12 protein-coding genes and 1 pseudogene are annotated in these 12,762 nt (G+C 72.5%); 9 read left to right on the top strand and 4 right to left on the bottom strand.

From position 1 onward, the window contains the following. The first annotated feature begins 50 nt into the window (after positions 1-50). From ACRDTB_RS19125 to ACRDTB_RS19115, 3 genes are all read left to right on the top strand, one after another. Complete coding sequence (locus tag ACRDTB_RS19125; protein ID WP_431432085.1) at positions 51-740, top strand: response regulator transcription factor; 690 nt, start codon at positions 51-53, stop codon at positions 738-740. Between the two features lie 26 nt (positions 741-766). Beyond that, a complete protein-coding gene (locus tag ACRDTB_RS19120; RefSeq protein ID WP_431432129.1) occupies positions 767-2,128 on the top strand; it encodes a sensor histidine kinase in 1,362 nt (453 codons plus the stop codon). Positions 2,129-2,309: 181 nt separating this feature from the next. Next, entirely contained in the window at positions 2,310-3,593 is a 1,284-nt protein-coding gene (locus tag ACRDTB_RS19115; RefSeq protein ID WP_431432083.1) for a S1C family serine protease, read from the top strand. An 824-nt stretch (positions 3,594-4,417) separates the two neighbouring features. On the opposite strand, the gene ACRDTB_RS19110 is transcribed toward ACRDTB_RS19115, so the two are convergent. Together ACRDTB_RS19110 and ACRDTB_RS19105 are read right to left on the bottom strand one after the other, a co-directional pair. Beyond that, positions 4,418-5,098, bottom strand: a complete 681-nt coding sequence (locus ACRDTB_RS19110; RefSeq protein WP_431432081.1) for a TIGR04282 family arsenosugar biosynthesis glycosyltransferase — start codon at positions 5,096-5,098, stop codon at positions 4,418-4,420. Then, on the bottom strand, positions 5,095-5,745 hold the full coding sequence (locus tag ACRDTB_RS19105; RefSeq protein WP_431432079.1) for a glycosyltransferase family 2 protein: 651 nt from the start codon (positions 5,743-5,745) through the stop codon (positions 5,095-5,097). Before ACRDTB_RS19105 ends, ACRDTB_RS19110 begins: the two co-directional genes overlap by 4 nt. A 141-nt stretch (positions 5,746-5,886) precedes the next feature. On the opposite strand from ACRDTB_RS19105, the gene ACRDTB_RS19100 reads away from it, so the two are divergent. Genes ACRDTB_RS19100 through ACRDTB_RS19090 form a run of 3 tightly spaced genes read left to right on the top strand, consistent with a single transcriptional unit; the run spans position 5,887 to position 9,053 of the window. After that, positions 5,887-7,293, top strand: coding sequence for a hypothetical protein (locus ACRDTB_RS19100; RefSeq protein WP_431432077.1), 1,407 nt, complete (start codon positions 5,887-5,889; stop codon positions 7,291-7,293). 4 nt (positions 7,294-7,297) lie between these two features. Continuing rightward, a complete protein-coding gene (locus ACRDTB_RS19095) occupies positions 7,298-7,987 on the top strand; it encodes a response regulator transcription factor (RefSeq protein WP_431432075.1) in 690 nt (229 codons plus the stop codon). 13 nt (positions 7,988-8,000) lie between these two features. Next, on the top strand, positions 8,001-9,053 hold the full coding sequence (locus tag ACRDTB_RS19090; RefSeq protein ID WP_431432072.1) for a sensor histidine kinase: 1,053 nt from the start codon (positions 8,001-8,003) through the stop codon (positions 9,051-9,053). Here ACRDTB_RS19090 and ACRDTB_RS19085 read toward each other — a convergent pair whose 3' ends face one another. Both ACRDTB_RS19085 and ACRDTB_RS19080 read right to left on the bottom strand, forming a co-directional pair. Further along, positions 9,054-9,995 (bottom strand): GH25 family lysozyme, encoded by a 942-nt coding sequence (locus tag ACRDTB_RS19085; protein WP_431432069.1) that lies wholly within the window; start codon positions 9,993-9,995, stop codon positions 9,054-9,056. Positions 9,996-10,406: 411 nt separating this feature from the next. After that, positions 10,407-11,456 (bottom strand): NAD-dependent epimerase/dehydratase family protein, encoded by a 1,050-nt coding sequence (locus tag ACRDTB_RS19080; protein WP_431432067.1) that lies wholly within the window; start codon positions 11,454-11,456, stop codon positions 10,407-10,409. Positions 11,457-11,615: 159 nt separating this feature from the next. Between ACRDTB_RS19080 and ACRDTB_RS19075 the strand changes: the two genes are divergently transcribed. The 3 genes and pseudogenes from ACRDTB_RS19075 to ACRDTB_RS19065 all read left to right on the top strand — a co-directional run. Beyond that, positions 11,616-12,116 (top strand): MogA/MoaB family molybdenum cofactor biosynthesis protein, encoded by a 501-nt coding sequence (locus ACRDTB_RS19075; protein ID WP_331973834.1) that lies wholly within the window; start codon positions 11,616-11,618, stop codon positions 12,114-12,116. A gap of 5 nt (positions 12,117-12,121) precedes the next feature. Beyond that, positions 12,122-12,313 (top strand): hypothetical protein, encoded by a 192-nt coding sequence (locus ACRDTB_RS19070; RefSeq protein ID WP_431432065.1) that lies wholly within the window; start codon positions 12,122-12,124, stop codon positions 12,311-12,313. A 199-nt stretch (positions 12,314-12,512) separates the two neighbouring features. Further along, positions 12,513-12,762: pseudogene (locus ACRDTB_RS19065) on the top strand (IS982 family transposase); the annotation flags it as partial.

Genomic DNA, 12,762 nt, shown 5'->3' with positions numbered 1-12,762 from the left:
AGGGCCTCCTTTCTCAGGCGGCTCTCAGCAGCAGGGTCGACACTGACCGCATGCGCATCCTCGTTGTCGACGACGACCGGGCCGTTCGCGAGTCGTTGCGGCGGTCGCTGCAGTTCAACGGGTATCAGGTCGACCTTGCCAGCGACGGGCAGCAGGCCATCGACTCCATCGCCACCGCCCGGCCCGACGCGATGGTGCTCGACGTGATGATGCCGAGGGTCGACGGCCTCGAGGTCTGCCGGCGACTGCGCGGCACCGGCGACGACCTCCCCATCCTCGTCCTCACCGCCCGCGACACCGTGTCCGACCGCGTCGCGGGCCTCGACGCCGGCGCCGACGACTACCTCCCCAAGCCCTTCGCCCTGGAGGAGCTCCTCGCCCGGCTCCGCGCCCTGCTGCGCCGCCGCACCTTCGACACCACCGGCCCGGCACCCCAGATGCTCGGCTTCGCCGGCCTCGAGCTCGACCCCGGCACCCGCGAGGTCCGCCGTGGCGACCGGCCGATCAGCCTCACCCGCACCGAGTTCGCCCTCCTCGAACTGCTCCTCGCGCACCCCAAGCAGGTCCTCACCCGCAGCCGCATCCTCGAGGAGGTCTGGGGCTACGACTTCCCGACCTCCGGCAACGCGCTCGAGGTCTACATCGGCTACCTGCGCCGCAAGACCGAGGCCGACGACGAGCCACGGCTGATCCACACCGTCCGCGGCATCGGCTACGTGCTCCGGGAGACGCCTCCGTGATCCTCACGGCCGGCGGGCGGCGGCGCATGTCGCTGCGCGCCCGGGTGACGTGGCTCGCCGCGAGCTGTGTCGGCGGCGCCGTCGCTCTCGTTTCGCTCGGCGCGTACCTAACCGTCTCGGACAACCTCTACGACGAGGTCGACGTCTCGCTGGCGCGGAAGGCGACCAACACCGTGCGCTCGCCGCTGCTCGCCGAGACGCCCAGCGGCGACACCTTCCCCGCCGCGTTCCTGACGCTGACCGACGTGCAGTTCGCGGTGATCGACGACCGTGGCGCCATCCTGTTCGGCGACGCGGATCACCAGCCGCCGATCGGGCCCGCCGAGCGCGCCGTGGCCGCCGGCGAGCGGGCCGACTACCTGCGCACCGACAGAAGGACCGACCGCCGGGTGTTCACCGTGCCCTACCGCGGCAACGCGCTGGTGCTCGCGCAGTCGCTGCAGCCGACCAAGGAGCAGCTCGCGGACCTGTCGCTGGTGCTGTTCCTCATCGGTGGCGCGGGCGTCCTGGTCGCGGCCGCGGCCGGCACGGCGGTCGCGCGCACCGGGCTGCGGCCGGTCCAGCGGCTGACTTGGGCGACCGAGCGGGTCGCGTACGTCGGTGACCTGCGTCCGATCCAGGTCGAGGGCGACGACGAGCTGGCCCGGCTGTCGCACAGCTTCAACCAGATGCTCGCCGCGGTCGCGTACGCGCGGGACCGCCAGCGCCAGCTCGTCGCCGACGCGGGACACGAGCTGCGCACGCCGCTGACCTCCCTGCGCACCAACCTGGAGCTGCTGCTCGCCGCCGAGGCGCCGGACGCGCCACGACTGTCCGAGGAGGACAGAGCAGAGATCCACGCCGATCTGCGCGCGCAGCTCGGCGAGCTGACCCAGCTCATCGGCGACCTGGTGGACCTCGCCCGCGAGGACGCCCCCAACCTCGACCCCGAGCGGGTCGACATGGTCGAGGTCGTCGAGCAGGCGCTGGCCCGTGCGCGGCGGCGGGCCGGGGACGTGCACTTCGAGGTCGACCTGCAGCCGTGGTACCTGATGGGCGAGCCGGTCGCGCTGGAGCGAGCCGTGCTGAACCTGCTCGACAACGCCGTGAAGTTCAGCCCCTCCGGCGGCACGGTCCGGGTCGACCTGCGCCCGGCCGGCGACGGCTACGCGTTCCTGCAGGTGGCCGACGCCGGCCCGGGCATCAACGACGCGGACCTGCCGTACGTGTTCGACCGGTTCTACCGCTCGGACGAAGCACGCACGCTGCCCGGCTCGGGGCTGGGCCTCGCGATCGTGAAGAGCGCGGCGGAACGCCACGGCGGCGCGGTGTACGCGGGTCGCTCGGCCGACGGCGGCGCGCTGCTCGCGATAAGGCTGCCGGGCCGGCCCGACGTCTCGTCGAGCTGAACTCATCGCGTCCCCATAGGTTGGTCTCAGGTCGTTCTCAGGCCCAGCGCACAGGGTGGATGACATGAGCGAGGAGAACCGGGAACCGACGCCGCGGGAGGAACCGGCCGGGCCGGAGCCGACGGAGCCGTCGCCCAGCTCCGATCCAACGGCTGGGCCAGCGGCTTCAGCGGGACCGGCGATGCCCGGGACACCAGGACAACCGGGGGAGCGGGTGCTGTTCGGCACCGCGTTCGCGAGCCACGAGCCGAGCGACCAGAAGAGCCATCAGCAGGGCGGGCTCGGCACGCCGCCCCAGGCGGCCTACACCTCGATGGGCCCGCCGACCGGGCCGATCGGGCCGCTGCCGTACGGCCCCGGGGGCCCGTACGGTCCCCGGCAGCGCACGGGACACACCGCGCTGATCGCCGCCCTGACCATGCTCGCCCTGCTGGTGGGCGGCGGCGCCGGTGCCGCGGGTGGCTACATCGTCGCCGAGAACCAGGCCGCCGGGTCGGTCACGAACGCGCTGGACCAGGCGCCCTCGGCCAGGGAGACGTCGAGGGCACCGGAGGGGTCGGTCGAGGCGGTGGCCGAGAAGGTGCTGCCGAGCGTCGTGCAGCTGCAGGTCCGGGGCCAGGGCTCGGCAGGGGAGGGCTCCGGCTTCATCGTCGGCTCCGACGGGCTGATCGTGACCAACAACCACGTCGTCGAGGCGGCCGCGGACAGCGGTCAGATCGAGGTCGTGTTCCACGACGGCAGCTCCGCGGGGGCCGAGATCGTCGGGCGGGACCCGACGTCGGACGTCGCCGTGGTGCGTGCGGAGGGTAAGAGTGGGTTACCGACCGTAGAGCTCGGTAGGTCGGATGATCTCCGGGTCGGCCAGGGCGTCGTGGCCATCGGGTCTCCGTTCGAGCTGTCCGGCACGGTCACGTCCGGCATCGTGTCCTCACTGCACCGGCCGACGCGGGCGGGTGGCGAGGACGGCTCGCAGGCGACGGTCATGGACGCCATCCAGACCGACGCCGCGATCAACCCCGGCAACTCCGGCGGCCCGCTGGTGAACATGAGCGGTCAGGTCATCGGGATCAACTCGGCGATCTACAGCCCGACCAGTGGAGTTCAGGGCCAGGGCGGCTCGGTCGGCATCGGCTTCGCGATCCCGATCGACCAGGCGCGGCGCATCGCCGACGAGATCGCCGAGACGGGCCAGGCGACCCAGACCATCCTCGGCGTCACGGTGCGGAACGGCAACGACGGCGGTGCCTTCATCGTCGGCGTGACGCCCAACGGACCCGGTGCCAAGGCGGGCCTCCGGGAGGGTGACGTCATCACGAAGCTCGACGACCGCATCATCGATACATCGGATGCCTTGGTCGCGGCGGTCCGCTCGCACAAGCCCGGGGACAAGGTTCGGCTCGAGTTGGGCAACGGATCGCGAACGGTTGAGGCGACACTTGCCGGACAGCAGGTCGAAACTGAATGATTAGCGTGGGCAAACCCCACAGACGCTCGGCCCCAGGGATGGGGCCGAGACCAATCCCGGCTCGATGCCCCCGAGCCGGAAGAGCTCCACGAGGGGCTCTGAGGACGGCGTCGCACGCGGACGGTTAACCCCTCGCTCGCCCGCGTGCGGCGTCCGTTCCGCTTCGGTGCCGCACAGGCTCGGCGGTATGGCGCCGAGCCACACCGCGCCGAAGGGCCGCCACAGCAGCGGAGTCGCCAGCAGCGTTAGCACTCCGCTCGGCACCACCCCCACCCCGACCGGCACCCGCCAGGCCACCGGCACGAACCGGGCAAGCACCAGCCCCGTCGTGCAGGACCGGCCCGCCGACGAACCAGAACGCCGCCTGGATCGCGTGACTCGCCACGCGGACGGGCCGTGGGGTGCCTCCAGCTCGATCAGCACGCTCCCGCCACGCCGAACCACCTGCCGCATCGGCGCAGCAGCGCACCGGGTCGCCGCCGACGCCGATGTCGCCGTCGGCCAGCAGCGCGTGCCGTCAGCGGCGCTCGCCCGGCTGCCGCTCGAACACGGCACGGCACACCGCGTCCGTACCCGCCGCCCGGGCCAACCCACCGCGACCGCGACACGTCCGTGCCCATCGCCGGCCCCCGCGCGAGCAGCGCCGCCGTCAGCCGGCCCCCGGACCGCACCCAGCGTCGGCCTCGTGCAGTGCCGCAGCGCAGTTCGTCCCGGCGACGGCGCGGAGCATCACCGCTCGATCGGCAGCGTGATCCGCTCGCCCGTCGCGAGCTCCAGCCAGCACTGATGCCCGAGCACCCCCGGCGCGAACTCGTCGGTGGCGATCACCGGGCCGCCCCCGCGAGCTTCAGCGACGCCACCGCGTCGGCGAAGCGACTGCCCGGCACCATTCCGGCGACCCGCAGCGCGACGGGCACGGTGTCCACATCGGACAGCGTCAGCAGCTGGCACACCCGCAGGCCCGCGCCGCGCAGGCCAAGCAGGGTCCGCATCCCGGTGTCCCCACGCGACATGGGGACCGAGCGCAGCACCGTGGCCGCGTCCGGAGAGCGCAGCCCGAGCCCCCACCAGCCACCGTCCGTGGCCGGGCCGAGTACCGCGTCCGTGTCGTCGTCGTCCAGCGCCGCCAGCGCGGCGGTCAGGATCTCCGGCCGCAGCTGCGGGGTGTCCATGCCGATCTGGAACACCGGCACGCCCGCGAACCCCGCCGCGACGTCGAGGTGCGCGTTGGCCAGCCGGTCGCCGAGGCCCGTGCCGCGCTGGGGAATCACCGTGCACCGCGACAGTGCCTCGGCGAGCTCGTCGGACCGCTCGGCCGCGTCGACCCGCCCGGTCATCGCCACCACCGGGATCGTGCCGGGCGTCGCGCGCACGGCGTCCAGCGTGTCCAGCAGGGCGGCCGCCGCGATCCGGGCCCCCGCGCGGTCGCCGACCACCCGGCCCAGCCGAGTCTTCGCGAGGCCCGCGACCGGCGCCTTCGCGACCACCAGCAGGCAGGCCTTCACCGCAGCACCCCGGCCATGTCGCGCACCGCGCGCACGGTCCCGCGCACCGAGCCGGACACCTTCGACCTCGTGCCGGCGGCGCGTGGCCGGTACGCCACGTCGAGCTCGACGACCCGCCACCGCGCCTCCGCCGCACGCAGCAGGAGCTCCAGCGGGTAGCCGAACGCGCGGTCACGCACGCCGAGGTCGAGCAGGTCACGCCGGCGCACCGCGCGCGCCGGCGCGATGTCCGACACCGGCAGCCCCCGGCGGCGCAGAAGCGTTGCCAGCACGAGGTTTCCGGCGCGCGCGTGCCACGGCCACACGCCCCGGCCGACCGGCACCCGGCGGCCGACCGCGAGTTGCGCGCCGCGAGCGACCGCGCCGACGAGCGGCACCAGCTCGGCCGGGTCGAGCGAGCCGTCGGCGTCCAAAAAGCACACGATGTCCGATCGCGCGTGTTCGAGTCCGGCGTGGACGGCCGCACCGTAGCCCTTCCGTGCCTCTTGCACGACTGTCGCGCCGTGTGCGGCGGCGATCTCGGGGGAGCCGTCGGTCGATCCGTTGTCCACGACGATCGCGCGGTAGCCGCTGGGCAGCGCGGCCAGCACTCCGGGGAGCGCGGCCGCCTCGTCCAGGCAGGGCAGCACCACGTCAACTGTGTCCATGCCGGTGACGTTAGCTGGCCCATGCGAGCCGGAAAGTCTTGTGTCGCTTACCGAAGTATGACGTCCGGCCATTTGTTACGGAGTGCTGACGGATCCCGCCGCCGCCGAGCGGGGCCCGCCGCACGCGTCTACGGTCCATCCGTGTCCACCGTCATCACCCGCGCGGACCCCTCCCCGCCCGCGCGGCACTCCGGCGTGCGCGCTGACGTCGTGGCCGGGGCCGCCGGCCTGCTGCTCGTGTTCGTCACGCTCGCTGTCGGCATCCTCACCGGTGCGCGGCTCTTCGGCCAGCCTCACTTCCGGAACGCCCCGGACCGATTCGGCGAGTACCCGGTCTTGGGCAGCCTCTACCCGCATGTCGGTCCGGGCACGGTGCTCGCGGTCATGGTGGCCGTCGCGGTGATCGCGTGGGGGCCGGGACTGGCCGAGCGGTTGCGCCTCCGCGCCGCGCTGGCCGTCGCTTACCTGGTGTCCGTGTCGTGGATGTTCGCGCTGGCCCTGGTGGACGGTTGGCAGCGCGGTGTCGCGCACCGGCTCGAGTCCGGTCCGGAGTACCTGTCCGAGGTACCGGGCATCACCGACATCCCCCTGATGCTGCGCACGTTCGCCGACCGGATCGCCGCCACGGGCCCGGACCCGTGGGTCACCCACGTGTCCGGGCACCCACCGGGCGCGACGCTCGTGTTCGTGTGGCTCGACCGGCTCGGGCTGTCCGGCCCGGTGGCCGCCGCGGTGTTCTGCGTTCTCGTCGGTGGCCTCGTCGTCGTCGCCCTGCCCGTCACGATCGCCGCGCTCGGCCGGGCCGACCTGGCCCGCGCGGCCCTGCCGTTCGTGGTGCTCGTGCCGGGTGCGGTGTGGATGGGGGTGTCGGCGGACGCCATGTTCGCCGGCGTCGTGGCGGTCGGCGTGGCGGCGCTCGCCGTTGGTGCGAACCGGCTGGCCGCCGGTCGATCGGCGGGCGGCACGCTGTGCGCGGTGGCCGGGTTGCTGCTCGGCTTCGGCATCTTCCTGTCCTACGGGTTGCTGCTGATGGCCCCGATCGCACTCGCCGTCGTGCTGGTGTCCCGGTGCTGGCGCGCGCTGCTGTACGCGGTGCCGGCCGCGCTGGCGGTGGCCGGGGCGTTCGCGCTGGCCGGGTTCTGGTGGGTGGACGGCTATCACGCGGTGGTGGAGAGGTACTACTCGGGGATCGCGTCGTTCCGGCCTTACTGGTACTGGGTGTTCGCGAACCTCGCGTGCCTCGCGTTGGTCGTCGGCCCGGCCGTGGCCGCGGGCCTGCGGCGGTCGGTGCCGCGGTTCCTCGACGGGCTGCCTGGCCGGTCGTCGCCGGACCCGGTGACCGCGCTGGTTCGCGGCGCGGTCCTCGCGGTGCTGACCGCGGACCTGTCGGGACTCTCGAAGGCGGAGACGGAACGGATTTGGCTACCGTTCGCGGTGTGGCTGGTGCTGGCCGCGGCGACGTTGCCGAGGGTGTCGCGGCGGTGGTGGCTGGTCGCGCAGGCCGGGACCGCGCTGGCGGTCAACCACGTGTTGCTGACGAACTGGTGATGACATGACTTCGCGGGTACTGGTGGTAGACGACGATCTCACGGTCCGGGACGTGGTGCGCCGGTACCTGGAGCGGGCCGGCCACCAGGTCGCGCTCGCCGACAACGGCGAGGACGCGCTCGCGTGGGTCGCGCGCCACGAGCCTGACCTGGTGGTGCTGGACCTGATGCTGCCGGGCATCGACGGGCTCGAGGTGTGCCGCCGGCTCCGCGCGACCAGCACGGTGCCGGTCGTGATGCTCACGGCGCTCGGCGAGGAGGAGAACCGGATCGCCGGGCTGCAACTGGGTGCCGACGACTACGTCACCAAGCCGTTCAGCCCGCGCGAGCTCGCGCTGCGGGTGTCGTCGGTCCTGCGCCGGTCCGGCGCCGCCGCGGCACCACCGGTCGCGAAGGTGCTCGTCGACGATGACCTGCGGCTCGACATCGCCGCCCGGACGGCCGTGCTGCGCGGCGCGGAGCTGTCGCTGACCACCCGCGAGTTCGACCTGCTCGTGTTCCTGCTGTCGCACCCGGGTGAGGCGTTCACGCGCGAGCAGTTGCTGGAACGGGTGTGGGGCTGGGACTTCGGCGACCAGTCCACGGTGACCGTCCACGTGCGGCGGTTGCGAGAGAAGATCGAGACCACCCCGGCGAAGCCGACACGCATCTCGACGGTGTGGGGAGTTGGGTACCGCTATGACCTCGGCTCCTGATCCCCTTGCCCAGATGATCGACCCGGGCGAGTCGCTGGGGGAGATGCTCAACCACGCGCTGCACATCCTGCCGGTGGCGCTCGCGCTGGTGGTGCCCGTGGTCGCGATCGGCACCGGACTGTTGTACCGGGTCCGGCGCGGGTCGCTGACCACGACGATGACCGTCCTGGTGCTGGTGCCGATCCTCGCGATGATGACCGGCGTGCTCGGCGTCAGCGGGTTCATGTTCAACGCGACGCTCACCACGATGGCGCTGGTCTGCGTCCTGGTCGTGCTCGTGACGCTGCCGGTGGCCCTGCTGCTCGGGCGCGCGATCGCCCGGCGCAGCGTGTGGGAGCGCGAGGCCCGCGAGCGGGAGCGGGCGGCGGAGGCGTCCCGGCGCGAACTGGTCGCGTGGATCAGCCACGACCTGCGTACCCCGCTCGCCGGCATCCGCGCGATGGCCGAGGCGCTCGCGGACGGTGTCGTGTCCTCGCCGCAGGAGGTGGCCGGCTACGCGCACCGCATCGGCGGCGAGAGCCGGCGCCTCTCCGGGATGGTCGACGACCTGTTCGAGCTGTCCCGGATCACCGCGGGCGCGCTGCGGCTGACGATGTCGCAGGTGGCGCTGCAGGATGTGGTGTCGGACGTGCTGGCCGCGCAGACGCCGGTGGCGCAACGCAAGCGAGTCCGGGTACTGGCCAACGCGGCGACCGCGCCGGTCGTGCTGGGCAGCGACCCCGAGCTAGCGCGCGTGGTGCGCAACCTGGTGTCGAACGCGATCCGGCACACCCCGCCGGACGGCACGGTGGCCGTCGAGCTCGGTGTCGACGGCCGCGACGCGGTCCTCGCCGTGGACGACGCCTGTGGCGGCATCCCCGACGGCGAGCTGACCCGGGTGTTCGACGTCGCGTTCCGCGGGTCGTCCGCTCGCACACCCAGCCCGAGCGGCGAGGCGCAGGTCGGCGGCGGCCTCGGGCTGGCCATCGCGAAAGGCCTGGTCGAGGCCCACCGGGGCCGGATCAACGCGCACAACCACGGCCCCGGCTGCCGGTTCGAGGTGCGCCTTCCGCTGGTCACGGTGTGATCACCTGCCCCTCGCGAGTGCCGCCAGGGTGCGCACGCCGCCGTTGACGTAGTTGACGTCGGTCCGCGCCTTGATGCCCTTGACGTCCGTCTGGCCGTACTGCCAGAGCGTCCACTTCGACCATCCTCGCGGGAGCGTGGGCCGGTCCGCGATGGACGCGACCCAGAGCGGGTTGCGGGCGAAGGCCGACGTGCCACCGGTGCACTGGTTCCACCACGCGGCGGCCGTGTAGATGGTCGCGGGGACGCCGGTGCGGCGTTTGACCTCGCGGACGAATCCGCTGATCCACCGGATCATGCGTTTCTTGGAGAACCCGTAGCAGGCGTTCGTGTGGTCGTCGGATACGTACGGGTTCCATTCGATGTCGAGCACGGGGTTGAGCGTCTTGCCGTCGGTCCGGTAACCGGCGCGGTCGAGAAAGTAAGCGGCCTGCGCGGCGCCGCCGGAGACGTTGGGAATGGCGAAATGGTAGGCGAACACGTACATTCCCGCCGCGCGAGCGCCATTCTGGTCCTTGGTGCGGTGGGGATTGGCGTAATAGCGGCCCTCGGTGGACTTGACCCCGGCGAACCGGTAACCGCCGCGGGCCACGCGCTTCCAGTTGATCGCCGCACCGTGCGGGTGCTGATGGCTGGCGACGTCGATGCCTCTGACCCGGCCGGCGCCGCGGGTAGGCGTCGTACTCGTGGCGAGTTCCGCCTGGACATGTGGGCTGTGCGCCTGCTCGACGTTGTACCGCACCACCCCGCCGGCAACGGGAGCCGCCGCTGGATCATCCACGTCGTCTCCCGCGACGGGCGCCGCCGACGCCGCGGGATCGCCACCGCCACCACCCCCGACGGGCGCGCCCGCCGCGACCGGATGAACCCCCGCCCCAGCAAAGGCGACAACCGCGCCGACCGTGGCCCCGAGCCACTTCCCCAACCCGGTACGACCCAACATCGCGACCCCCTCCGGTCATGTGAATCCTTGGCCGATGCTCGCACACATGCCCGCCACCGTCGCTTCGGAACAACGCGGAAATCCAGGGGCTGTCCACAACCGGTGCAGTTATCCACAGCAGATATCGAACCCGCGATTCCCGTCGTACCTGCCCGGTAATGTGGAAACCGGGGGGACCCCGGGGCCGGGTGGTTTCTGGTTCGCGTGCTCGACGGGTCTGGATGCGGCTGGTGAATTGGCCCGGAAGCATGACCGGCCGGCTGGGCCGAGTGCGGCTCGGCCGCGGGACCTGGCGGTGGCCGAGGTCGCCAGGGCGGGCGCGCGAACCGCTGGCACCGCTCGTCCGGGCTGGTGCGTGGCTGGCGTTGCCTCGGGGACAGGCCACGCGTCGTCCGGGCCTGGTGGGGGATGTCAGGCGATGGCTGCCGGGGCACGCAGTGGTGCCGTGGCGAACTCGGCGATTCCCTCCGTGAAGCGGACGCGTGCCTCGAAGCCCAGGAGCGTTCTCGCGCGCGCCGGGTCGGCCACTACGTGCCGGACGTCGCCGGGGCGGGCGCCGCCCAGCACCATCGGTGCCGGACCGGCGCATGCCTTGGCCAGCTCCGTGGCCAGCTCGCCGACCGTGTGGGGATCGCCGGAGCAGACGTTCGCCGGGGTCAGGGCACCCGGCGCCGGCTCGTTCTCGATGGCCAGCGCGTTCGCCAGCGCCACGTCCATCACGTGGACGAAGTCGCGGCGCTGGTGGCCGTCCTCCAGGACCGTCGGGGCCTCGCCGCGCTCGAGGGCCGAGCGGAACAGCGACGCGACGCCGGCGTACGGCGTGTCGCGCGGCATCCTCGGGCCGTACACGTTGTGGTACCGCAGCGCCCACACGCTCCCACCGGTCTGCCGCGCCCACGCCGACGCCAGGTGCTCCTGCGCCGCCTTCGTGGCCGCGTACGTGCTGCGCGGGTCGATCGGCGCGTCCTCGCCGACCAGCCGCGGTGCGAGCGCGGCGCCACAGTCCGGGCACGGCGGCTCGAACCGGCCACCGTCCAGGTCGGACTGCCGGCGCGGGCCGGGCCGCACCACGCCGTGGTCGGCGCACACGTACCGCCCTTCGCCGTACACGACCATCGACGACGCCAGCACCAGGCGCCCCGTGCCCGCGCGGTGCATCGCGGCCAGCAGCACCGCGGTGCCGTAGTCGTTGTGCAGCGCGTAGTCCGGGGCGTCCGAGGGGTCCAGGCCGTGGCCGACCACCGCCGCCTGGTGGCAGACGACGTCCACGCCGCGCAGCAGGTCGTCGAGCAGGGCGGGATCCCGGACGTCGCCCACGGTCACGTTCGGCACCGTCGCTTGTGGACCGTGTGCCTTGGGCAGCAGGTTGTCCAGCAACACCGTCTCGTGGCGGCGCCGGACGAGCTCGTCGGCGATGTGGGAACCGATGAAGCCGGCCGCGCCGGTGATCAGCACTCGCATGCTTCCGACGCTAGGACTCGGTCGCAGACCTGCGGGAGGTAGGCGGCCGTGCCGTCACAGAACCGTCAGATCTGGCTGCGCCCGCGCACGGCGTGATCACGCCGCCAAACCGGGCGGGTTCGCGTCGAGCCTGGTCGGGCTCGGGCTACGGTGAGTCCCATGGAACGCAGTGCGCAGCGACTCGGCAGGGCCCTCATCGTGATCGTCGATGACCGTGTGGCCCACGGCGAGCACGAGGACACGGTCGGCCCGCTGGTCACCGAGCTGCTCGAGGAGAACGGGTTCATCGTGGACGGCATCGTCACGGTGGCTGGGGAAACCGTGGACATCCGCAACGCGTTGAACACCGCCGTGATCGGCGGCGCCGACCTGGTGATCACGGTCGGCGGCACCGGCGTGTCACCGCGCGACGTGACCCCGGACGCCACGCAGGGCGTGCTGGACCGGCCGATCCCCGGCATCGCCGAGGCGATCCGCTCGTCCGGCCTCGCCGCCGGTGCGGTGGACGGAGGCATCTCGCGCGGGCTCGTCGGCATCTCCGGCAGCACGCTCGTCGTGAACCTGGCCGGCTCCCGCGCCGCGGTCCGCGACGGCATGGCGACGTTGTCGTCGCTGGTGCCGCACGTCATCGACGAGCTCTCCGGCCTGGACACCAACTAGCGCCGATGGCCCGCGAGCCGGACGAACCGGCGGGCACACCCGAGAAGCCGGGGCGTGCCCAGCACGGTCGCCGCGAACTCGACGAGATCTTCGGCGACGTATTGCCGTCGACCACCTCCGACGAGCGCGAACCGGACCACGCCGACTCCGACTCCTGGTACGAGCGCAACCGCCCGCCCCACCACGACGGCGATTAGGTCGCGTCTGAGCAACGCGTTGGGGCGGGTGAACCGGATCCGTCGTGCGGGGCCCTCGATGCTGTCCGGCAATGGCACCAGTTGCGGGTTGTCGTCCTCCTACCGCAGGCCCGCCTTTCCGGTCATATGTCGCCGCGACGCGTGGGCGCGATCGTGCGCTCTAGATCATTGAGTCCTGATGATCTTGTGGCGCGTCGGTGTGGGCTCGAAGATCGGGTTTTTGCCGGTCGTGGGCTGGTCCCGTGACCGTCAGGTAGATCGCAAACCTCGGCTCACGGACCGGGGGCTGTTGTGTTTGGTGGTGGCGCGGCGTCTGCTCGGGGTGGCCAGCGAACGCCGTTGGGTCCGTGACGTCCGTCAGGACCTGATCGGGCTGTTCGCGTGCCTGCCGCACCGGTCCGGGTATGGCAAGCGGGTCCGCTCGCTGGGTGGGCTGATCTCCGCGGTCA

The organism is Actinophytocola sp. (assembly GCF_050699935.1).
In the GTDB taxonomy this organism is placed as follows: domain Bacteria; phylum Actinomycetota; class Actinomycetes; order Mycobacteriales; family Pseudonocardiaceae; genus Actinophytocola.
Note: the sequence above shows the minus strand (reverse complement) of the source record. Positions and strands in the feature narration are given on the sequence as shown.